17 protein-coding genes are annotated in these 20,189 nt (G+C 65.2%); 5 read left to right on the top strand and 12 right to left on the bottom strand.

Annotated elements, in window-relative coordinates:
• Window positions 1–40 precede the first annotated feature (40 nt).
• Together ACOOHB_RS20555 and ACOOHB_RS20550 are read left to right on the top strand one after the other, a co-directional pair.
• Window positions 41–832 carry a hypothetical protein gene (locus ACOOHB_RS20555; RefSeq protein WP_420446640.1) on the top strand — a complete coding sequence of 264 codons (792 nt, stop codon included), beginning with the start codon at window positions 41–43 and terminating at the stop codon, window positions 830–832.
• A gap of 70 nt (window positions 833–902) precedes the next feature.
• A complete protein-coding gene (locus ACOOHB_RS20550) occupies window positions 903–1,394 on the top strand; it encodes a hypothetical protein (protein WP_420446639.1) in 492 nt (163 codons plus the stop codon).
• A 1-nt stretch (window position 1,395) separates the two neighbouring features.
• Here ACOOHB_RS20550 and ACOOHB_RS20545 read toward each other — a convergent pair whose 3' ends face one another.
• The 3 genes from ACOOHB_RS20545 to ACOOHB_RS20535 form a co-directional block, all read right to left on the bottom strand.
• Window positions 1,396–4,494 carry an N-6 DNA methylase gene (locus ACOOHB_RS20545; RefSeq protein WP_420446638.1) on the bottom strand — a complete coding sequence of 1,033 codons (3,099 nt, stop codon included), beginning with the start codon at window positions 4,492–4,494 and terminating at the stop codon, window positions 1,396–1,398.
• An 82-nt stretch (window positions 4,495–4,576) separates the two neighbouring features.
• Complete coding sequence (locus ACOOHB_RS20540) at window positions 4,577–5,149, bottom strand: GGDEF domain-containing protein (protein WP_420446637.1); 573 nt, start codon at window positions 5,147–5,149, stop codon at window positions 4,577–4,579.
• Window positions 5,150–5,204: 55 nt separating this feature from the next.
• Window positions 5,205–5,999, bottom strand: a complete 795-nt coding sequence (locus tag ACOOHB_RS20535) for an SDR family NAD(P)-dependent oxidoreductase (RefSeq protein ID WP_420446636.1) — start codon at window positions 5,997–5,999, stop codon at window positions 5,205–5,207.
• A 130-nt stretch (window positions 6,000–6,129) separates the two neighbouring features.
• Between ACOOHB_RS20535 and ACOOHB_RS20530 the strand changes: the two genes are divergently transcribed.
• Complete coding sequence (locus tag ACOOHB_RS20530) at window positions 6,130–7,026, top strand: LLM class flavin-dependent oxidoreductase (RefSeq protein ID WP_420446635.1); 897 nt, start codon at window positions 6,130–6,132, stop codon at window positions 7,024–7,026.
• On the opposite strand, the gene ACOOHB_RS20525 is transcribed toward ACOOHB_RS20530, so the two are convergent.
• From ACOOHB_RS20525 to ACOOHB_RS20500, 6 genes are all read right to left on the bottom strand, one after another.
• The gene (locus ACOOHB_RS20525) at window positions 7,023–7,889 is read right to left on the bottom strand and encodes a DUF1932 domain-containing protein (protein ID WP_420446634.1); all 867 of its coding nucleotides are present in this window, start codon (window positions 7,887–7,889) and stop codon (window positions 7,023–7,025) included. The genes ACOOHB_RS20530 and ACOOHB_RS20525 overlap by 4 nt on opposite strands.
• Before the next feature lie 10 nt (window positions 7,890–7,899).
• Window positions 7,900–8,643 (bottom strand): ABC transporter ATP-binding protein, encoded by a 744-nt coding sequence (locus tag ACOOHB_RS20520; RefSeq protein ID WP_420446950.1) that lies wholly within the window; start codon window positions 8,641–8,643, stop codon window positions 7,900–7,902.
• 82 nt (window positions 8,644–8,725) lie between these two features.
• Entirely contained in the window at window positions 8,726–9,544 is an 819-nt protein-coding gene (locus ACOOHB_RS20515; RefSeq protein WP_420446633.1) for an ABC transporter ATP-binding protein, read from the bottom strand.
• Window positions 9,541–11,400: a branched-chain amino acid ABC transporter permease gene (locus ACOOHB_RS20510; protein ID WP_420446632.1), complete on the bottom strand. Its 1,860-nt coding sequence runs from the start codon at window positions 11,398–11,400 to the stop codon at window positions 9,541–9,543. The genes ACOOHB_RS20515 and ACOOHB_RS20510 overlap by 4 nt, the downstream gene beginning before the upstream one ends.
• Window positions 11,397–12,494 (bottom strand): branched-chain amino acid ABC transporter permease, encoded by a 1,098-nt coding sequence (locus ACOOHB_RS20505; protein WP_420446631.1) that lies wholly within the window; start codon window positions 12,492–12,494, stop codon window positions 11,397–11,399. The genes ACOOHB_RS20510 and ACOOHB_RS20505 overlap by 4 nt, the downstream gene beginning before the upstream one ends.
• A gap of 114 nt (window positions 12,495–12,608) precedes the next feature.
• A complete protein-coding gene (locus ACOOHB_RS20500; RefSeq protein ID WP_420446630.1) occupies window positions 12,609–13,868 on the bottom strand; it encodes a branched-chain amino acid ABC transporter substrate-binding protein in 1,260 nt (419 codons plus the stop codon).
• 305 nt (window positions 13,869–14,173) lie between these two features.
• On the opposite strand from ACOOHB_RS20500, the gene ACOOHB_RS20495 reads away from it, so the two are divergent.
• Window positions 14,174–15,052, top strand: coding sequence for an EamA family transporter (locus ACOOHB_RS20495; RefSeq protein WP_420446629.1), 879 nt, complete (start codon window positions 14,174–14,176; stop codon window positions 15,050–15,052).
• 36 nt (window positions 15,053–15,088) lie between these two features.
• Here ACOOHB_RS20495 and ACOOHB_RS20490 read toward each other — a convergent pair whose 3' ends face one another.
• Window positions 15,089–15,847, bottom strand: a complete 759-nt coding sequence (locus tag ACOOHB_RS20490) for a rhomboid family intramembrane serine protease (protein ID WP_420446628.1) — start codon at window positions 15,845–15,847, stop codon at window positions 15,089–15,091.
• Between the two features lie 102 nt (window positions 15,848–15,949).
• Here ACOOHB_RS20490 and ACOOHB_RS20485 point away from each other — a divergent pair, with 102 nt between their 5' ends.
• Entirely contained in the window at window positions 15,950–16,675 is a 726-nt protein-coding gene (locus ACOOHB_RS20485) for a DNA alkylation repair protein (protein WP_420446627.1), read from the top strand.
• Here the strand turns inward: ACOOHB_RS20485 and ACOOHB_RS20480 are convergent.
• A complete protein-coding gene (locus ACOOHB_RS20480; protein ID WP_420446626.1) occupies window positions 16,672–18,321 on the bottom strand; it encodes a SulP family inorganic anion transporter in 1,650 nt (549 codons plus the stop codon). The two genes, ACOOHB_RS20485 and ACOOHB_RS20480, sit on opposite strands and share 4 nt — an antisense overlap.
• A 20-nt stretch (window positions 18,322–18,341) precedes the next feature.
• Window positions 18,342–20,132, bottom strand: coding sequence for a lipase family protein (locus ACOOHB_RS20475; RefSeq protein ID WP_420446625.1), 1,791 nt, complete (start codon window positions 20,130–20,132; stop codon window positions 18,342–18,344).
• Window positions 20,133–20,189 lie beyond the last annotated feature (57 nt).

Below are 20,189 nucleotides of genomic sequence, written 5' to 3'. Positions count from 1 at the left end.
ACCAACCGACCCGTTCGCCGGTACGGGATAGCTTCGGCGCGTGCATCCCATGGAGCACCTGCGCTACGTCGCTCGGGCGGGCGACCTGTCTCAGGACGTGCTGGTGCGCGAGACCGCTTCAGCGTTGGGTGCGTTGTCGTCGGACCCGCTGGAGCTGGTCACCGTGTGCCGCCGCATTCTCGACAAGTACCCGATTGCCGGTGCGCTCTGGTCAATGGCAGCCCGGGTGTGCGCATCTACACAGCCGTACCGGGCTGCTCGTGAGTTCGTGTCCGAGATGCGCGCCGATGCCACCGCCGACCATGCAGCCGACGCGCTGCCCGCCGACGCTGTGGTCTGCCTGCTGGGCTGGCCCGACCTTGCCGCCGAAGGGCTCGGGCGACGATCCGACGTGACCGTACGGATCATCGACGCCTACGGCGAAGGAGCCGGCTTGGCGCGACGATTGGCAGGGCGTGGCTGTGACGTCATCGACGTTCCGCTCACGGGAATGGCAGCCGCATGCTCCACCGCCGATGTGATCGTCACCGAAGCTGCCGCTGCTGGGCCCGACGCGGTCATCGCTGCGAGCGGTTCGCACGCTGCGGCTGCGGTCGGGTACGTCTCGGGTGTGCAGGTCTGGTGCACGATCGGAACGGGTCGGGCGCTGCCGCAGCAGTTCTTTGAGGCAGCCGCAAGCACCGTCGCTGAGGAACCGTGGGAATGCGATGAGGAAATCGTGCCGCTCGGCCTGTTCAGCCACGTCGTGGGCCCTGAAGGCGTCGAGCCTGCGTCAGGCTGGCAGCGCGCCGATTGTCCCCTCGCAGCCGAACTGCTCCGTCCGGCGATCTGAATACCGGCAAGTCGCTCGTTCGGCCGCGCGAACCGTGGCCAAACCGGGCGGGCGCGGTAGTTTGCCTGCCGTGGAAGCTGGTGCATCTGCCGACATCAAGCTCGAGACACTCAGCGGCCACGCCCACACGCTGGGCGAATGGCTGGTGGTGTTCAACCTGTTGGCCGTCGTCATCGATCCCTACACGCACCAGAGCGGTTGGATCCTGCCCACTGCGTCGCGGCTGTTCTTGGTCTACGAGGAAGCCGACGTACGCTGCGCGTTCGTGGTGTGCAGCGATGCGGAGGGCGCTCGCAGCTTCCTAGGCCGCTTCGCCGATGAGCATCTCGTACTGCTGGACCCCGAGCGCGAGTTCGTGCGTTCGCTCGGCCTTGAGCGTGTGCCGGCACTGGTGCACCTTGCCCAGGACGCCAGCGTGCTCGGCTCGGCCCAGGGCTGGGACGCCGACGAATGGTCGACGGTGATCAACGTCGTGGAAGAGGTCATGGACTGGCGAGCTCGGCCGGTTCTGCCGACTGCTGAAGACCCGGGCAGCTTCGAAGGCACTCCAGCTCTCAGCTAGGTCAGCCGCCGTCGAGCACCCTGACTACTGCGTTCTCGACCGTCGCTCCCTCGTCGGAGTTCTCTAGCCAATCTCGTGCTGTCTTTCGCGCCGTAGCCACCGTCAGCAGGTCCACACCACGACGCTGACACTCGGCGGCGATTTTGCTCTCTACGCCCACGGCGGCCTCCGCAGCGGCATGCGCCAGTTCGACGTGCGCTGACTTACCGCTGTCATAGCTCGGAATCGGCAATTTCCAAAGGTGCGTGTGGAGGTGCCGGGCGCCGAACTGACCCTTCGGCATGAACGGGGCTACAAGTTCACGAAGCGAGAGGGAGTTGATGATGCCGCACACGTAGTAGGCCTCTTCGCGCGTGTCTACAGGCATCCAATATAGGGAGTTCTCTACGATGACATTCGGGTCATCGCAAACTGCAGCTGTGGGGTGCCCTGAAGACGCGTATATGACTCGAATTGCGCGAATTCCATCGACTGTCAGCCGCCACTCCAACTGCGCTGACAATGCATGTACGTAGTCGAGCCGACGAGCGAGAGTCATCGCCCGGCGTTGTTCCCAGACGTCGGACACAAATGCCCAGCGCTCCCGCATTCGTGGCAAGAGCGATGCCGGCTCGATCCGAGTGGCGTCAGAAGGCAGCCACTCAAGACTCTCGTCAGATGCAATTGGCAGGAGAGCAGGAAATGTGCGCAAGAAAAAGAACGGGGCGATGCTCGCTCCCAGAGCCGCATCAAACAAATGGTCAGTCTCGACAGTTTGCTGTGTGATGTCGGCGAGGTCGAGAGAACTCCAAGGCTCTCGACTTGCTAGCTCACTATGGGGGCTGACTCGAATCGTCCCCGCAGCGGCGACAGGCCCAACCAGAGGTGTTTCCTCAACAAAAAACAAGCGCCTCGGAAAAATCGTCGCTCCGTTGCGCACACGCCCCGCATATGGCGACTGAAATCCTTCGTCGCGTACCAGTCGGGATACAGATCGCTCGACGTCAACAGAACCTGGTTGACCAATCCACTTCTCGACTTCTGGCGGGAGTTCGCTGCTGGACTCCGACCGACTGCCGTACACGACGCAGGCGGGCACCGGGAAGAAGCTGTTCGGTTCAAGTGGCTCCAAGTCCCACGGAGTCAAATGCGCGAGGTTCATGTTGAGTGGCGCGACGGACCCCATCCAGCGTCCAGTTCGCCACTTCGCGTAGTGGCCCTGAGCAAGGGCTGAGTGCGGCATAACCATGGCACAAACGCCGCCGGGAGCGAGATAGAGGTCCGCGCAGCGGGTAAAGAAAAGCGCTGCGAGATCAGCATTGGTCGCGAATTGGGCGCCGTCCCAGATGCCGTAGCCGACGCTGAGATCCCGCAGGCGAGCGCCCAGCCGGTCGACGGTCTGGTTGTACGTGATCCAAGGCGGATTGCCGATTACGACATCGACAGCCTCTTCTGCAAGCACAAGGGGCCGCACTACGTTGCGCGTGTAGTAGCTCCAGATGTGATCGCGTCCCTCAGCGTGGAGGTCATTCAAGAGGTCAAGTGTCGGTTCCAGCGCCAAGCGCTCGTCCTCGGGAATTCCCGCGTCAACAAGCGCTTGACGGGAATCACCGCCGATCCGAACCTGCGCGGCAACCTGCTCCATGGCTGCATCGAACATCTCGGGCCGTTCGATGAGGGACCGTGGAAATCGCAGCTCGCGCCGTCGCGGATCCCCCGTGACGGGAATGCTGACTTCAACCTGACCCAACATCCCCTCGGCACGGGTGATCATCTGCAGGGAATCCCCTAGATAAACGGGCGGCGCGAAGTCAGGGCGATCCGTCGCATCCGCGATCGCATCGCGTGAAGCCAGAACCCATTCCGAACGGGCAAGGTGAACGGCCACGGGGTGCACGTCCACGCCGATGATGTTGCGGCGGAGCTTTGCGAGCGTCTCACTCGGCGCCAAGTCCGCCTCGTCCGCAGCATCGAGCAGGTGTCGAATCGCGGCAACGAGGAAGCTCCCTGAGCCGCACGCCGGGTCGAGAACTCGTTGTGCGAGTGGGTCCTCGACGGCTTGGCGGACCATCGCCTCGGCAAGCCAATCGGGCGTGTAGTACTCACCCAACTGCTCGCGCTCGGCTGCAGGGATGACGCTCTGGTACAGCGTCGACGCCAAACCCAATTCGGCACCCGACCAGTCGTAGGAGGCCACCCACGCTGTCATTTCCCGGATGACGTCGACACCGCCGTCAACTTCGGCCAGCCAAGTGAAGAAGTCCGATTCGATCACACCATTGAGACCGGTGTCGGCGGCAAACCGTCGCCCGATAAGCAGGTCGGCTGGTTCGTAGGCGGAGAGGCGTTCGATGTCTACGCCGTATGTGGCTTGAGTGATCATGCCGATCATGGTCACCAAGTAGGTGTGCCGGACGAACAAGCTGTGCAGCGACTCAGTCGCCCCGGCTCCGACGATCTCTCCGAGGGCAACCTCCAGCAGTTCCTGCCACAGGTCGTACTTGATCGCAACAGTGCGGTCTTCTCCGTGCTGCTCGAACAGTCGCCGAATTAGCTCGATGTGGGTTGCAAACACCGGACTGGCCGGGCCAAATTCGGTGCCTACCGTGTTCGCGGTCACAGGCTTCGAACGTTGACCGCTGAAGATGTACTCGTTGAGCCAGCGATAGAGCTCGACACCTCGGCCAACCTGGTCCAAGGTGAACGCCCAGGGATACCCCGTCGGTACGTCCGGCTGTCCGGTTGTGCGGCGCAGCCAATGGCGTCCATCAGTGAGAACTCCGAGGTTTACATCGGGCGAGTCTTCGAGATAGCCGTCGAGTTGGGCCACGTGTTCGGCAGCAGGCATTGCCGCGTCTGCCGCTGTGCCGATGCGCGTCTTGACTTCGACGAAGGCATCCGACAACACAAGGTCAACGCGGCGTCGGGCGATGCGCTGAGGGTCGGGGCTCGCTTCAGACTGCACCTCGTAGAACTCAGTCAGGCCAGTCCCTACCAGGAAGTTGCGCACTGCGGACCGGATGTTGTCCTCGTGTGCCGCAGTGCCGTGCCAATGGAGCATTTCGTTAGCCAGTTCAACGAAGACTGGATCGTCTGCGCTCAACTCGCCTCTCGTCGCCACGGGAGCGAGTGTGTCACCTCACTGTGACACAACGTGTGACCTGGTCGGGAGCCGCGTACGGTCCGTGACGGCGTGGGCCTAGTCAGGGCCGCCGACCCTTCTCGCGATACATCGACCGGTCGGCTGCGTGAATCAACGCCCCGGGCGTCGCGTCGCCGCCGCGGCCAGTCGCGCTGCCGATGCTGACTGTGACACCCATCTCGTACAGAGGGTTGGAAGCGTCGCCCCCTGCGGAGGCGCAGGCCAACGCCGCATGCAGGCGCTCGGTGACGACCTCCATGTCGTCGGAGCTGCGCAGGCCACCACACACGACCACGAATTCGTCCCCGCCCACACGGGCCACGACATCGGAGGGTCGCACTGCGTCACGGATGCACTGCGCCGCCGTGACGAGCACGAGGTCGCCGGCGAGATGGCCGTGCTGGTCGTTCACGAGCTTGAAAGCATCGACGTCGCAGAACGCCACACCCACCACCCGGCCGGTACGCGCTGAGCGAACCAACTCAGAACGCAGGTGACGAAGCGCCCCTTCGCGTGTGGCGACGCCGGTCAGCGCATCGGTGCGCCACGTTCGCCGGCGGCGGCCCGATGCCCACCACATGCCGCCGCCGAATGCTGCAACCAATGCGGCCGCCCCGACTCGCAGCCTCGACATGTCCAGCCAGCTCAACGTGCGCTCCAGCGTCGCGGGCTCCCTCGGGGCGTGAGGTTCATCGGGCGGTCCAGCCCCCGTCCACCATCAGCGAACTGCCCGTGACGTAGCTGCTGGCTTCACTGGCCAGGAACAGCAGCGCGCCGTCGAGCTCGTGCGGCGCGCCGGGTCGCCGCATCGGGGCGTTGCGGCTGATCCAGGCCATCGAACGGTCGTCCTCGAACATCGGCGCCGTCAGCTCAGTCTCGAAGTAACCAGGGCACAAAGCGTTGACCCGCACGCCCCGAGTTGCCCATTGCACGGCAAGGTCACGGGTGAGATTGACCAGACCCGCCTTGGACGCCGCATACGCGGGCTGCAGGTTCGGGGCCGATGCCACATGGCCGTGCACCGAGGCCACGTTGATGATGCTGCCGGTGGCCTCCCGGCCGATGATGTCGGCGGCGGCGAGCCCGGCCAGCAGGAAGCACGCGTTCAGGTTGATGTCGACGACATGCCGGAAGCTTTCGACGTCGGCCTGTTCCCCAGGGTTGATGGCATCGCTAACACCGGCGTTGTTGACCAGTACGTCGACCCGCCCGTAGTGGTCAACGGTCCGTGCGACAAGATCGCGGCAGGCGTCGTCGTCGCCGACATCGCAGGAGATCGCCAGCGCGTCGGGCAGTTGCGAGGCCAGCGCTTCAAGCCGGTCCGCTCGCCGGGCAGCCACAACCACCTTGGCCCCCGCTGCCGCGAACACCTCGGCGAACCGCATGCCGAAACCGCTCGATGCACCCGTCACCAGGCACACCTGCCCATCCAGCCGGAATGGCGAGGTCAGGTCGATCTGCCCGTTCGCTGCGGTCTCACTCATCGACATTCCCCTTCTGGCGCAGTGGTGGGACTCCAGTGCCTGAGCGTACGGCCCGCTGAAGTGCGAATCGAAAGTGCGGATGGAAAGTTGCCCGGGCCTGACACAGGCATAGTGCCCTAGCGTGGGTGACATGAAGATCCGCATCGGCTTTGGGCTGGGCACGCGCAGCTTCACCAACGACCATGCCACCTTCGACCCGTTTGTGGACGCGCTGGAGGACTTGGGTTTCGACTCCTTGTGGCTGAGCGAGCGGCTCGGTGGTGAATGTCCCGACCCGATCGTGGGCCTCGCATATGCGGCAGGCCGCTCCAAGCGCATGAAGTTCGGCATGTCAGTGCTCGTGCTTCCCGGCCGGAACCTCGCCGTGCTGGCCAAGGAGCTCGCCAGCCTCGACCGGCTGTCCGACGGCCGCCTGCTGCCTGCGTTCGGCCTGGGAGTGGCCGATGTGCACGAGCAGGCTGCATTCGGCGTCGAGCGCCGCCAGCGGGCGAAGATGTTCAACGAGGCTCTTCCGCTGCTGAAGCGCTTCTGGGAGGACGAGCCCGTCACTCACCACGGTGACTGGTACCACTACGACGACGTGTCGCTATTGCCGAAGCCGGCCCAAAAGCCCATGGACATCTGGCTGGGCGGAGCGGCAGAGGTCGAGCTTCGCCGCTGCGGGCGCTTCGGCGACGGATGGCTGCCGTCGTTCTGCACGCCCGACATCGCGGCCGCCGGCTGGAAGATCGTGAACGAGGCCGCCGACGAACACGAGCGCTGGATCGACCCTGAGCACTTCGGCGTCCTCGTCCCCTACACCCACGGCGAGATGAGCGCCGGTTACAAGGCAATCCTCGAACGGCGTGCCCCCGGCATCGACCCAGGCGAGATCATCCCGACCGGCTGGGATGGCCTGAGGGACCAACTGCAGCGCTTCATCGAAGTGGGCGCGTCGAAGTTCGTGCCGATCCTGGTCGGTGAGCCCGAGGACTGGTTCGAGGAACTCGAAGGCGTCGCAAACGCCGTTCTGTCGCTGCAGAACTAGGCCTGCTCATCGGCGTCCGTCGACGTCGCTGATGAGCCGAGCAGAGCTGCGATCACTCGCTCGACCGAGGCCCCTCGCGCCTCTTCGAGGACCCCGAGGCGCTCGTACACCTCGCTCGCAGCGCGGTGGAAGCCGTCGGGGAGACCTGCCGCAGCGAACGTGTCTGCAATCTCGTCCATCTCACCCGTCCAGCGCCACGCTTTGGGGCCCACTGCGATTGCGGTGTACGACAGTCGCTGTGACAGGCCGCTTTGCGACAGCGCCCACTCGGCGGACAGCTCATCAGCCTCGCCCTCAGCCGCTGCGAGTGCAGCCACCGACATCAACAGGGCGCTGGTGCCTTTGGTCCACGATGCATAGGCCGTCTTCAACGCCGATGCGGCGCCCGTCTCGCCTCCCTGCAGTACGCGAGATTCCAGTGCGGAACCCTCGAAGCGGGCGGCTACACGGCCAGCGTGAGAGCCCGACAGGTAGAGCCGGGTTGTGCCGGGCTCCCTCGCCGGTGGGCCGATCAGGCTGCCGTCGACGAAATCCTCGAAGAGGGCTCCGATCTTCCGGGCCGTCGTGGGCGACACCGCATTCGCGTCCACGTAGCAGCCTGCGAAACCCGCACCCGCCACGGTGCCAGCCAGTGCCTCGGCCCCATGGGGCGGGCAAACCGAGATCACCATGTCTGCAGCGGCGACCATCGATGCGAGGTCGCCCACGTCAACGAGGCCAGCGTCGGCTGCTCGCTGGCGGGTCGCGTCCGAACGGCCCTCGCTGGCCCACAGCACAGTGCCCGAGCACGCAGACGCAACGGTCACGCCCATGGTCCCTGGGTGCAGGATTCCGGTAACGGTCTCGGGGGGTACCTCGCTCACGGGCAAAGTCCTAGCAGCGACGCTTCTCTGCCGAGTCTCCCGACGGAGTGCTGTCGGCGCCACCGCCCAGATAGGACGTGCGCAGGGCCGGGTTCGCCAGGAGCGCCTCGGCGGTGTCGTCGAGTACGACTCGGCCTGTTTGCAGCACCCAGCCCCGGTCGGCGATCGAGAGCGCCATGTTGGCGTTCTGCTCGACCATGAACACCGTCATGCCGGCTTCGTGAATCTGGGCGATCAGCTCGAAGTTCTGCTGCACCAGTGCGGGCGCAAGCCCCATCGAGGGCTCGTCCATCAGCAGCACCCGCGGCTGGGACATGAGCGCCCGGCCAATGGCCACCATCTGCTGCTCGCCGCCCGACAGCGTTCCGGCCTTCTGGCCGAGACGCTCCTTCACGCGGGGAAACAATTCGAAGACATGCTCCAGATCGGTCGCTATGCCGTCGCTGTCGTTGCGCAGGTACGCGCCCAGTTGCAGATTCTCCCGCACGGTCAGTCGCTTGAACAGCCTCCGGTTCTCCGGAACCATCGTGACGCCGCGGGCGACCCGGTAGCTGATCGGGCGGTCGTTCACGACCTCGCCGTCGAGCACCACTTCTCCCGAGGTGGGCTTGAGCATGCCGAGCAGGGTCTTCAGCGTCGTCGACTTGCCACTGGCGTTGCCGCCGAGCAAGCACACCAGCTCGCCCTCGTAGATGGCCAAGTCGACGTCGCGCAAGGCGTGGACTGCGCCGTAGTGAGCATTCACCTGACGCATCTCCAGGAGAGGAACGGTCCCCTCCGACCCCGGCGCGCTCATGGCCCGCTCTCCAGGGTTCCGCTCGCGGCGCCCGACCTGCTCATGAGGCCGCCGCGCCATGGCCTAGGTAGGCCTCAATGACTTGTGGATCAACCGACACGTCGGCGTAGTCGCCCTCGGCGATCTTCTCTCCGTGGTCAAGCACGATGACACGGTCGGAGACTTCCCGGACCACTTCCATGTCGTGCTCGATCACAACGATCGCGTACCCCCACTCATCACGCAGTCGCCCGATCAGGCCGGTGAGCTCGGCCGACTCAGTGGGGTTCATACCCGCCACGGGCTCGTCAAGCAGGATCAGCTTGGGTTGCGTGGCCATCGCACGGGCGATCTCTAGGCGGCGACGGTTGGCATAGGACAGGGTGAAGGCAGGCTGGTGGAAGCGGTAGCCCACGAGTCGATGGCCGAAGAACGACAGCACCTCTTCGCCGCGACGGCGAATCTCTTCCTCCTCGCGACGAAAGGCCTTCGTCCACAGCAGCGCTCCCACAACGTTCTGGCTGGTCCGGCAGTGCTGGGAGACCATGACGTTCTCGAGCACCGTCATGTTGGCGAACAGCCGCACATTCTGGAACGTCCTGGCGATGCCGCGCGACGTGACGCGGTTGGGATCCAGCCCGATCAGCGACTGCCCCTCGAACAGGATGTCGCCCTCTGAGGCCGGCACAGTGGCACTGATCGCGTTGAACAGCGTGGTCTTGCCTGCGCCGTTCGGTCCGATGACCGAGACGATCTCGCCCGGGTACACAGCCAGGTCCAATCCCGCGAGCGCCTTGAGGCCGCCGAAGTCGACGCTGAGCCCTCGTGTCTCGAGGATCGGTTCCGCCGCCGGGGCATCGGTTTGTGTCGCCGCGCTCACGCCGACTCCCCTGCCGGTCGACTGGCGTCAGCCCCGTTGCCGTGGTCGTCGTCTTCTGTCTGGCCCCGGAGCCAGGCGTCCTGGGCCATCTCTTCTTGATGCAACTCTCGGGTGCGGCGCACGCTCGGGATGAGGCCCTCGGGCCGCGCCAACATCATCCATACCAGCAAGGCGCCATAGATCAAGAGCTTGAATTCGGAGAATTCGGCGAGAAGCCCGGGCTGCTTAGGCCCGCCGAGCACACCGATGAGGACGGCCGAGCCGGCGATGACGCCGACGATGCTGCCCATCCCGCCGAAGATCACCACCACCAGGATGACGATCGAAACGAGGATCAGGAAGCTGGCGGGGAAGACCGAGCCCACCTTGGCGGAGAAGATCGCTCCGCTGAACGAACCGAGCACCGCGCCCACCACGAATGCCAGCAGCTTGACGTTGACCGTGTTGATGCCCATGGCCTCAGCCACAGTTTCGTCCTCGCGCACGGCCATCCACGCCCGCCCGATGCGCGAGCGCTCCAGGCGCCACGACACGTAGATCGCGATCGCACAGAACGCGAGCACGAGGTAGAACACGCTGCGGGGATCGGTGCCCGACACTTCGGCCAGGCCGAAGATCTGTGCCCCGGGGATGTTGGTGATTCCCTGTGCGCCTCCGAACCATCCCGATAGCCAGTCCGACAGGAACAGCAGGCGGATGATCTCGCCGAAACCCAGCGTCACGATGGCGAGGTAGTCGCCGCGCATGCGAATGACCGGCGCTCCGATGAACAACCCAACCAGGCCCGTCAGGACCACAACGCCGATGAGGGCCACGAACCATGGCAGCTCGGGGTGGATCCTGGGCGATGTCGCCGCGGTCAAAACTGCGGCGCTGTAGCTGCCGACGGCGAAGAACGCCACGTAGCCGAGGTCCAGGATTCCCGCGAGCCCGACCACGATGTTGAGCCCCAGCGCCAGGAGCACGAAGAGCCCCACGTTGGCCAGCAACTCGTTGGTGAGCTTGCCGGCAAACATCGGCAGGACGATCAGTACTGCAGCGGTTGCCAGAATCAGCACGAGGTTCGCCTTGCTGCGTGCCGCGCCTTCGAGCAACTCGACACGAGCTCGTGCCCGGCGCACCCGGCCGCGCCCGACGAACGCGAGAACCCCGGACCCCGCAGCGAGGACCATCGCTCCAGTGACGGTCAGGCCACCTCTGGATGCGTAGAACCAGTCCGTCACCGAGTCGATGTGCATGCCCTCGGCCAGGTCCTCGACCAGCGCCTCGAGCACCGCTGCCCCGAAGACGGCAAGCACCATGGTCCACACGACCCGTCGGGCAACGCCAGGCAGGACCCGCAGTAGCCCGCCCGTCGCGCCGATCGCTGCGCCGATGACCAGCCAGATCACCACGGCGAATGCCGTGCCCCGGCCGAAGGCCAGCAGATCGGCCAGGATCGGGCTCCAATTGACGAGCGGCTCGCGTATGTCGAAGTTGGCAATCAGGATCGCAAGCAGCGACACGCCGCCGCCTGCGAGTGCGCCAGCGACAGCACCGCCGACGACTTCGTGCGCGCCGGCTGCGTGATAGGGAACGCCCTCTCGGCGGACTTGATTGCCGACGCGAGTCCCGACTGCGAACGGCACGATGACCAACGTGAGATAGCCGAGGCTCAACAAGCCCTCGATGAGCGTCCTGCCGTCGAGCCGCACCGGCATGTTGGACAGCGAGATGAAGAACTGCCCGAGAACAGCCACAGCACCCATCCGTCCGATGCGACGCCAGTCCTGCGCGAAGACAGGGCGGGGAGGCGCCGCCGCGGAGGCCGCAGTCGTATCGGGAGTCGCCTCATCGGGGGCCATCTGCGTGCTCACGCTCGGTCCTCCCCAGGCAGACGTTCGCCGAACAAGCCTGCTGGCCGCACCAGCAGAACGATGATGAGCATCGAGAACGCCACAGCGTCGCGCAGCTGGGAAACGCCGCTCACGCCCAGCGGCTCCAGGATCAACAGCGGCCCCACAGATTCGGCCACTCCGATCGAGAGCCCGCCGGCCATCGCGCCGCCCAGATGCCCGATCCCGCCGACCACAGCAGCACTGAATGCCTTGATGCCGGGCAGGAAGCCCGTGGTGTGAATGACGCTGCGGAACAGGATCCCCCACAGGATCCCAGCCATCCCCGCCATCGCTCCGCCCACTGCGAACACTTTGACGATGGTGCGGTTGACGTTGATGCCCATGAGCGCCGCTATCTCGGCGTCCTCGGCCACGGCCCGCATCGCCTTGCCGGTCTTGGTGCGATCGACGTAGTACCACAGGGCCGACATCGACAGGGCCGCGACGACCACCACGAGAATCTTTCCGCCCTCGACCTGCAAGAAGGTGTGCTTGGCCTTCACCCAATCCGGCACATCGGGGTAGGACTTGCTGGCGGGGCCCAGCAGGACCACTGAGGCGTTCTGGAGGAAGAAAGACACGCCGATGGACGTGATGAGCGGGATCAACCGCGGTGCGCCGCGCAGCGGCCGGTACGCGACGCGCTCCATGACCACAGCCGTGAGCGTCGAGACGATGATCGACACGACGACGATGAACACCAGCGAGCCGATGAAGTTGGACTCCCACAGACCCGCGTCAGCAAGCTTGTTCGACGTGATCATGCCGGTCATCGCGCCGACCATGAACACCTCGCCGTGGGCGAAGTTGATGAAGCCCAGCACGCCGTAGACCATCGAGTAGCCGAGGGCGATCAGGCCGTACATCGATCCTTGCGCAACACCCGATACCACCAGTCCCCGGAATTGCGCCCCGGTCAGTCCGGTGGCGTCGGGGTTGGCCCAGCGGGCGAACGGGTTATCAGGGTTGATCTCCTGGGCGATGAACGCCAGGAAGCCGACGAGGAGAACCGTCAGCACCCCCACACGGATGACGGTGAGGAACCAGTCGACCTTGGTACGCGGCGTTCTCAATCTGAAACGGGCTGTCCGGTGACGGGGCGCTCCGCTTGGGGGCGCCCCTTCTTCCAACACCGAATTGACCTTAGAGGGCCGGACGTGCTTGGGTTAGTACCTCGCCCATCCGGCTCAGGGAGCGAAGGAGAACATGACGTTCTCCATGCTGGCTTCTACGTTGTCCTCGCCGCCAAGGTTCTGGACGACCGTGATGCGAGCAGCGCCGCAGTCGCCGAACTCGTCGCAGTTGATCGTGCCGATCAGGCCGCTGTAACCCGTGACGCTGTTCAGGTGGTCGCGAATGCCTTGGCGGTCGATGACCAGCGTGTCGCCGTCGAGGAACGAGGCCGCCGTGATCGCGTCCAGCAGCAGCGTGGTGGCGTCGTAGCCATGCGCCCAGAACGAAGCCGCCGGCTTCTCACCCCATCGCGCCTCGTACGTGGCGAGGAAGTCGTTGGCGGTCTTGCCGGTGCTCTGGTTCACGTTGTCGCCGAAGCGCGTGTCGGGTCCCGAGAAGTACATGCCCTCGGTCTGCGGCAGCGCCAGGTAGTTCGTGTTCAGCAGGCCGTCAGCCGCGAGCAGGACGGTGTTCTCGAGACCCGAGACTCCCGGCGCCTGGTCGGCGATGAAGTCACCGGCCGGCTGGAAGATCGGGAAGAACAGCGCCTCGGGGCTCCCGGCGGCAATCTCGGTCAAGACCGGCACCATGTCGGTGTCGTCCTTGTTGACCGCCGTGAACCCAGTCACCGTGCCGCCCTCTGCCTCGAACGCGTCAGCAAACGCCTGCGCGAGGCCTTGGGTGTACGGGTCGCCATCATGGATTGCGGCAGCCGTGGTGAGCCCGAGTTCGCCGAAGACAAACTTCGCCATGGCGGCACCCTGGAAGAGGTCGTTGTGGGCCGTCCGGTAGTAGCCGACGTTGTAGTTCTCGCCTGCGGTGCCCAACAAGTCCGAGGTCAGGGCAGGCGAGGTGTTGCCACCCGAGATCAGGACCATGCCGGCCTCAGTGATGAGCGGTGCTGCAGCGACCGCCGCACCCGAGCAGGAGGTGCCGATCACGCCGAGGACATCTTCGTCAGCGACGATGGTCTGCGCCGCCGCCTGGCCGCCGTCGTTGGAGCACAGGTCGTCGAGCGTCGTTCCTAGGTCCACGTCGAAGCCGTGGATCTGGCCGTAGTCCTCGATGGCCAAGACCGTCGAGCGTTCGATCGGCAAGCCGAAGAACGCGACGTCGCCGGTGATGGCCTCGAGCGACCGGATCTGGATTGCGTCGCCTTCCTCAACTTCGACGATGCCAAGCGCGCCTTCCTCAGGTCGGTCTTCACCGCACGCTGCCGCGATGAGCGCCATCGAAAACAGCAGAGCCAAGATGGTCAAGAGCTTTCGTTGCATGCGTGTTCCTCCCCGTTGAGTTGGCCCGGCGCACCTGCACCAGCGGCCTCGTAGGCACGGCGCACTCAGCCGCACAGCCGTCGGCACCGTGTACTGGCGCCAACATGGGCTACCAAGCTGGATACGTCACATTTGACCCTAGATCACTGCTGAGTCGCATTCGAACCGATTTGCGCCTGAGATTCCTACAGATTCATGAGCACGTAGCGGGCCTATCGCACAATTAATGAGCAGATGTGACCGTAGCGTCACGCCGAGCGCACGTCAACCGTCGGTCGGTCGAGAGAGCCTGCTAGCCATACGGCGTGACTGGCACCGGGGGCGGCCGCTCATGGGCCCGCAGAGTCTCGCCTGAGGCGCTGTTCGCCGTCGGCGCGGCGTCGCAGTATCTCGGTGCAGCGACGGCTGTCGAATTGTTCGACGAGCTGTCGCCGATGACGGTTGCGCTGCTGCGCGTCGCGGGCGCAGGCGCCGTCCTGGTGGTGTTGCGCCGTTCGTGGCGACGGCACTGGTCACGCATCGAGCTGGCCTGGACCGCTGCATTCGGAGTGGTACTGGCGTCGATGAATCTGTTCTTCTACCTCGCCATCGCCCGCGGCCCCCTGGGGAACTCGGTGGCCATCGAGTTCATCGGGCCGATCGCTGTCGCGGTCATCGGCACCAGGACTGCCCGATCAACGTCGGCGCTGGTGGTAGCCGTTGCTGGCGTTGTGACCCTGGCGGGTTTCGCGGCGCCAGAGGCGCAGCTGGGGGCGCTGTTCTCACTGATCGCAGGGGCGCTGTGGGCCGGATACATCGTGCTGGGGCACCGGGTTGCGCGTTCAGGCATGGCGGTCGACGGCCTCGGCGTGGGCATGCTGATCGGTGCCGTGGTGATCAGCCCAGCAGGTGCCGGCGACCTCGGCTCGGCATTGAGCGCTCCGCTCCTGCTGGCAGGTGGCGTTGCGGCGGGGGTGCTGTCGAATGTGATCCCCTACGGAATCGACCAGCTCGTGATGCAACGACTGGCGCGTGCACGGTTCGCCCTGCTGCAGGCTTTGCTTCCCGTCGCTGCAACCTTTATCGGGCTGGTGTGGCTGTCGCAGGTGCCGAGCGCGCGTGAGTTGGCAGGCATCGTGGCCGTGGTTGCAGCGATCGTCATCAACCGGGAGTCCGATCAGATGCCGGGTGACGTCGTTCCCTGAGCTGCGCTGGCTCGGCCAGAAAGCGCCAAGGCGTCGCTAGAAGAGCGGGTTGCGCCAGGTGCTTGCAGCCGCCAGCGCCCCCACGAATGCTGCGGCTCCAATCACTATCAGCAAGCCCCACACGACATAGGGCGAACGCCGCATTGGCATGTCGACGACCTCCCCCGAGAGCCGTTCGGCCAGCGTCGGCGGCTCTCGACGCCGGCTGGTATCCCCGATCGCCAAGCCGGCGAGTACGCCAGCCGTAAGTCCGCCCAGGTGACCGCCGATGGAAATGCCGGGTATGAGGAACGAGATGACCACGTTGACGATGATGAGGCTGCCCAACCCGTCCCGCCACGGATTGCCGCCGCGCAGGTACTCCACCACGTACGCGGCGCCCATCAGGCCGTACACCGCGCCGGATGCCCCGACCACGACCGCGTCGGGTCGAAGCAACAGCGCACCTGCCGAGCCGCCGATGAGCGACACAACGTAGGTTCCAGCCAGCAGAGCCGGGCCGATGAAGCGTTCAAGCCGCCGACCCAGCAGGTACAGCACCAGCATGTTGAACAGCAAGTGCCGCAGGTCGGCATGCAGGAACGTGCCGGTGACGATCCTCCACCATTCCTCCCGCTCAGCTACGTACGGCCCCCAAAGGCTGTAACCGTCAAGAGCGGAGGGACGCAGCGAGCCCCGTGCGGACGGCACGATCCGGGCCAAGTTGTGAGTCAGGGCGAAGACCACGACCGAAGCAATCGCGAATACGACGGTTGCAGTCGGCTGCCCGCCGCGTCGAATGCCCAGCCTTCGCACGATCCTGAACCCTAGGAGTTGTACAGGTGTGGTCGGATGCAAGCAGCAGTAGCTTGCGGACGGCCTTAGGGTCGAGCGACGTTTGCTGAGAGGCATGGAAAAATGTCAACGCTGCAAGATGTGATGGCCCGGTTGCAGCTCGCCGGCACGGCGCAGAACCGGAAGGTCTATGCGCGCCATGGTGCCGCCGAACCGATGTTTGGCGTCAGCTACAAGGAATTGGGCCGCATCGGCAAGCCATTGATGAAGGACCATTCGCTGGCGGCCGAGCTGTGGGAAACCGGCAACCACGACGCCCGCGTGCTGGCGCTGCGCATCGCCGACGCCGCGGAGATGACTAAGACACGGGCCCGTCGCTGGCTGCGAGACGTCAACAATTACATCCTGGCCGAGGCGCTGGGTGGACTGCTTGCACAATCGCCGCACGCTCGGGAGCTCAGCGACGAATGGCGCGACTCACCCCAGGAGTGGCCCGCCTCGGTCGGCTGGTTCATCGTCGTCTGCACAGCCGAGCAGTCCGACGTGTGGTCGGCCAGCGAGCTGCGAAATCTGGTGGCTCAGATCGAATCCGAGATCTCAGATCGGCCGAACCGGGTTCGACACGAGATGAATGGTGTTCTCATCGCCATTGGCCTGCGCGATGAGAACCTGCGCCGCCAGGTAATCGACGTGGACGGCCGCATCGGTCCGGTGCTCGTCGATCACGGCGAAACCGGCTGCAAGACACCTGACATCGGGCCCTATATCGAGCGCACCATTGCACATCGAGCCAGCGTGGCCGCCCGGCGTGCCGCTCGGGCCAGCTCGAAAGTCAGCGCTCAGCGCTAACCGCGCAATAGGCGGCGGGCGATCACTCGGGCCTCATCGAGGTCGGCGACGAAGTGATCCGCTGGAACCCCGCGGAGCACGTTGAGTTCTTTGATGCTCGTTGCCTGTGATCCCTCGATGCCCATCACGATGCACTTCGCGCCCGAGTCCAAAGCGACGTCGACGAGCTGACCGACCATGTAGGCCGCGCTGTCATCCATGTAGCGCGTGTCGGTGAAGTCGAAGATCACCACCTCGTGCTCGGCCACATCGGCGTTGATCGTGTTGAACAGCTTGATTGAAGATGCCGCGGTGTAGATGCCCCGCAGCGACAGCAGGCCCGTGCGCGCTGCGAATGGGTCCGCAGCATCGAGGTCGAAGCTGGGTGTATCGCTGTCGTCCCCAGCGCCCAAGAACGTCATGTCGAGCAAGGGAGTGGACACCACATTGTCGAACTCGAGACGCTCGAACTGGCGCGAACTCGTCAGTGCCGCAGCGACAAGTCCTGCTCCAACTGCGACGACAAGGTCGGCCACAACCGACAGGCCCAACGTCAGCGCCATCACTCCGTACTGGTCCAACTGCGCCCGTCGTACCTGCGTCAGATATTTCCAGTCGATGATGTCGAAGCCGATCTTGATGAGGATCCCGGCCAGCACAGGATGCGGGATGACCTCCGCGTAGCGCCCCAGGCCCAGCACCAGAGCCAACAGCACCAGTGCACAGAGCACACCTGACACGCGCGACCGACCGCCGGCCTTGACATTGGCGACCGTTCCAGATGTGGCACCAGCGCCTGGTACGGCTCCGATGAACGCCGCCAGGACATTGGCCGCTCCCACGCCGATGAGCTCACGATTCGGACGATGCTGGTCACGTGTCATCGAGTCAGCGACCATCGCCGTCAACAGGCTGTTGACCGAGCCGAGCAGCGCGAGCGTCACCGCTGGCGCCACAGCACCAGCCAGATCGCCCCAGGCGAACTCGGGCAGCGCGATGTCAGGCAGCCCTGAGGGCACATGGCCGATGATCGCCACGTCGTCGATCCACAGCACGCTGACTAACGTGCCGATGAACAGCGCTGCGACCGAAGGTGGCAGAAACCGGCGCAGGCGCTGCGGCCAGAACACGCATACGCCAATGGTGAGAGCGCCGAGCGTCACCGCCCCGACTCCGATGTTCCCTATGACATCTGGCAGAGCGCGGACGGAGGCCACCACTCCGCCGGGCACGACCTCGTTACCCAGCAACGGCAGCAGTTGCACTGCGACGATGATCAACCCGACCGCGGAGGTAAAGCCCGACACAACCGGATAGGGCGTGTACGACACGAAGCTGCCAAGGCGCAGTAGGCCCAGCAAGACCTGCACAAGCCCGGCGATCACCACGATGGCAAGCGCTCGGCTGATCTCACCGCCCGCGTAGTTGACAACGACCACCGACATCGCCACTGACAGCGGCGCGGTGGGTCCGGAGATCTGCGTTCTGGAGCCGCCGAACATCGCCGCCAGCAAGCCGACGGCGATGGCGCCGTAGAGGCCTGCGATGGCGCCGAGACCCGATGCGACACCGAAGGCCAGCGACAGCGGCAGCATGACCACCGCCGCTGTGAGACCGCCAAAGACGTCCCCGCGCAGCCGTTCTGCGTTGTAGTTCAGCGTTGGCAAAGCTACAACGAATAGTCCATTCAGAGGCCGAGGATGGCGTTAATGGCCCCCAGCACGGCGGCGGCATCTGGATCGATGAACAGGACCGCAAATCCTGCGTGGTAGATCGTGTCGCCGACACGCGCTGTGACGCTGTAGCGGTTGACCGGGAAGCCCGCGACAATTCCGGCGTAGTCGTGGCCGTAGGACTCGTCGCCCACCTCCGGCGTGTCGCCGGGACTGAACGCCCCCAGCGCTGTCGTGCGCGGCTCGACGAACTCCCCGCACGCGATCAGCTCGGCGTCATAGTCCTTGATGGCCTGCGCGGCCACTTCGGCCGATTCGAAGCGGGCAGCCCAGACGTCGAGGAAGGGTCCCGTCGTCGGGTCTCGGACCCACGTCGCGGCGGAGAACGCGACCGGCTCTACCCCGCCGAAGAGCGCAGTGCCGGGACAGGTCTCTGCCACCGGCATGGTGGTTTCGCTCAGCAGCGTGTCGAGACCCTCAGGCGTTGAGCCTTCGAGCAATGTGCCCTCCACGGCGGCGGGTGTTGCCAAGGCCGCGTCAATCTCCGCGAGATCGGGGTCGACGTAATCGCAGCCTCCCGGTGCGTCGGCGCCGGTGAGCCGATCACTGACCCAGCCAAGGGTCTCGGACAGGAACGTGAGCGTGGTGTCGACGTGTCCGCCGTTGGGATACACCTCAAGGGTGGCGTGGGTGCCCTGTGAGCAGTAGGCACTGTGCAGAGCGCGAACCAACTCGGGTGCCACGATGCTGTCGGCCCAGCCCTGCACGAACAGCACCGGCGAATCGGTGATGGGCACCCCGCCGGCCTGGTTGGCAGCGAGCGCCTCAGCCAGCGGGCCGATCGGATTGATGCCGTCCCAGCCGCTGGGGTTGCGCATCGCATCAGCCTCGAATTCGAAGAAGGCCCCAAAGACTTCGCCAGTGCAGCCCTGCTCGATGACTGCCATCTGATCGATGGCCGCGCCAGAGAAGTAGTCCTCAAGATTGACATCGTCATACGCGGCCGCCACGGCGAACGCGGCCATGACAGCGAATCCCTGCGCAGTGGTGCCGACCGTGTCCATCAAGCCGCCGATGTCGGCAGCAGGGGCGGCAGCAACCACTCCGGCGAGATCCAGCTCAGGTGCGTATGCGGGCGCTATCTGGCCTGTCCACAACGCGGCGTGTCCGCCTTGGGAGAGGCCCCAGACGACGTAGCGGTCGCCGGCGCCGAGGTCCATCTGGCGCACTGCCCGCACGATGTCGATCGTGCTGCGGGCTTCGCTCTCGCCGACCAGATAGGGATGGGTTCCCGGCGTGCCGAGGCCCTCGTAGTCCGTCGCCGCCACGATGTGGCCGGCGGCGGCGATCGCCATGGGAATGCCGGATTCGGCGGGATGCGTCGCCGACGGCGCGCACACGTCAGCCATACCGGTTGTGCCGTGTGCCCACGTGACAATCGGCGAGCCGGCTGCTATTCCCGCAGGGGCGAAGACGAGTCCGCTGACCTCGACGAGATCACCGCCCACACCGGTCGACAGGTACGTGATGCGCCAGCCGTCAAGGTCGCCGGCGTCGACCGGCTCGGCCGACACCAGGTCGCCGGCCGCTGGTGCAGCTGGCGGTGCCTCAGTCGTTGTGGCGGCCGGCGCCTCGGTGGTGGTTACCGCAGGCGCGTCGGTGGCAACCGGCGCTTCGCTGGTCGCGACGGTGGCGGCGGGCGCGGTCGGAGCAGCTGTCGCTTCCGAAGAAAGGTCGGAGTCGGTGTCGCTGCAAGCTGCGGCGACGACGGTGAAGGCGACCAACAGAACGAGGATGCGGTGCATTCCTGCACAGTACGGCTTTGGCCTTTATGCAACGGACACATCGATGCACTGAACACA

Source organism: Candidatus Poriferisodalis sp. (assembly GCF_965215815.1).
Lineage (GTDB): Bacteria > Actinomycetota > Acidimicrobiia > Acidimicrobiales > Poriferisodalaceae > Poriferisodalis.
Note: the sequence above shows the minus strand (reverse complement) of the source record. Positions and strands in the feature narration are given on the sequence as shown.

Bases quoted from the DNA above. Each gene is read 5' to 3' on its own strand.
- ACOOHB_RS20540 (WP_420446637.1), bottom strand. From the start codon at position 5,149: ATGTCGAGGCTGCGAGTCGGGGCGGCCGCATTGGTTGCAGCATTCGGC.
- ACOOHB_RS20535 (WP_420446636.1), bottom strand. From the start codon at position 5,999: ATGAGTGAGACCGCAGCGAACGGGCAGATCGACCTGACCTCGCCATTC.
- ACOOHB_RS20530 (WP_420446635.1), top strand. From the start codon at position 6,130: ATGAAGATCCGCATCGGCTTTGGGCTGGGCACGCGCAGCTTCACCAAC.
- ACOOHB_RS20520 (WP_420446950.1), bottom strand. From the start codon at position 8,643: ATGCGTCAGGTGAATGCTCACTACGGCGCAGTCCACGCCTTGCGCGAC.
- ACOOHB_RS20500 (WP_420446630.1), bottom strand. From the start codon at position 13,868: ATGCAACGAAAGCTCTTGACCATCTTGGCTCTGCTGTTTTCGATGGCG.
- ACOOHB_RS20485 (WP_420446627.1), top strand. From the start codon at position 15,950: ATGTCAACGCTGCAAGATGTGATGGCCCGGTTGCAGCTCGCCGGCACG.
- ACOOHB_RS20475 (WP_420446625.1), bottom strand. From the start codon at position 20,132: ATGCACCGCATCCTCGTTCTGTTGGTCGCCTTCACCGTCGTCGCCGCA.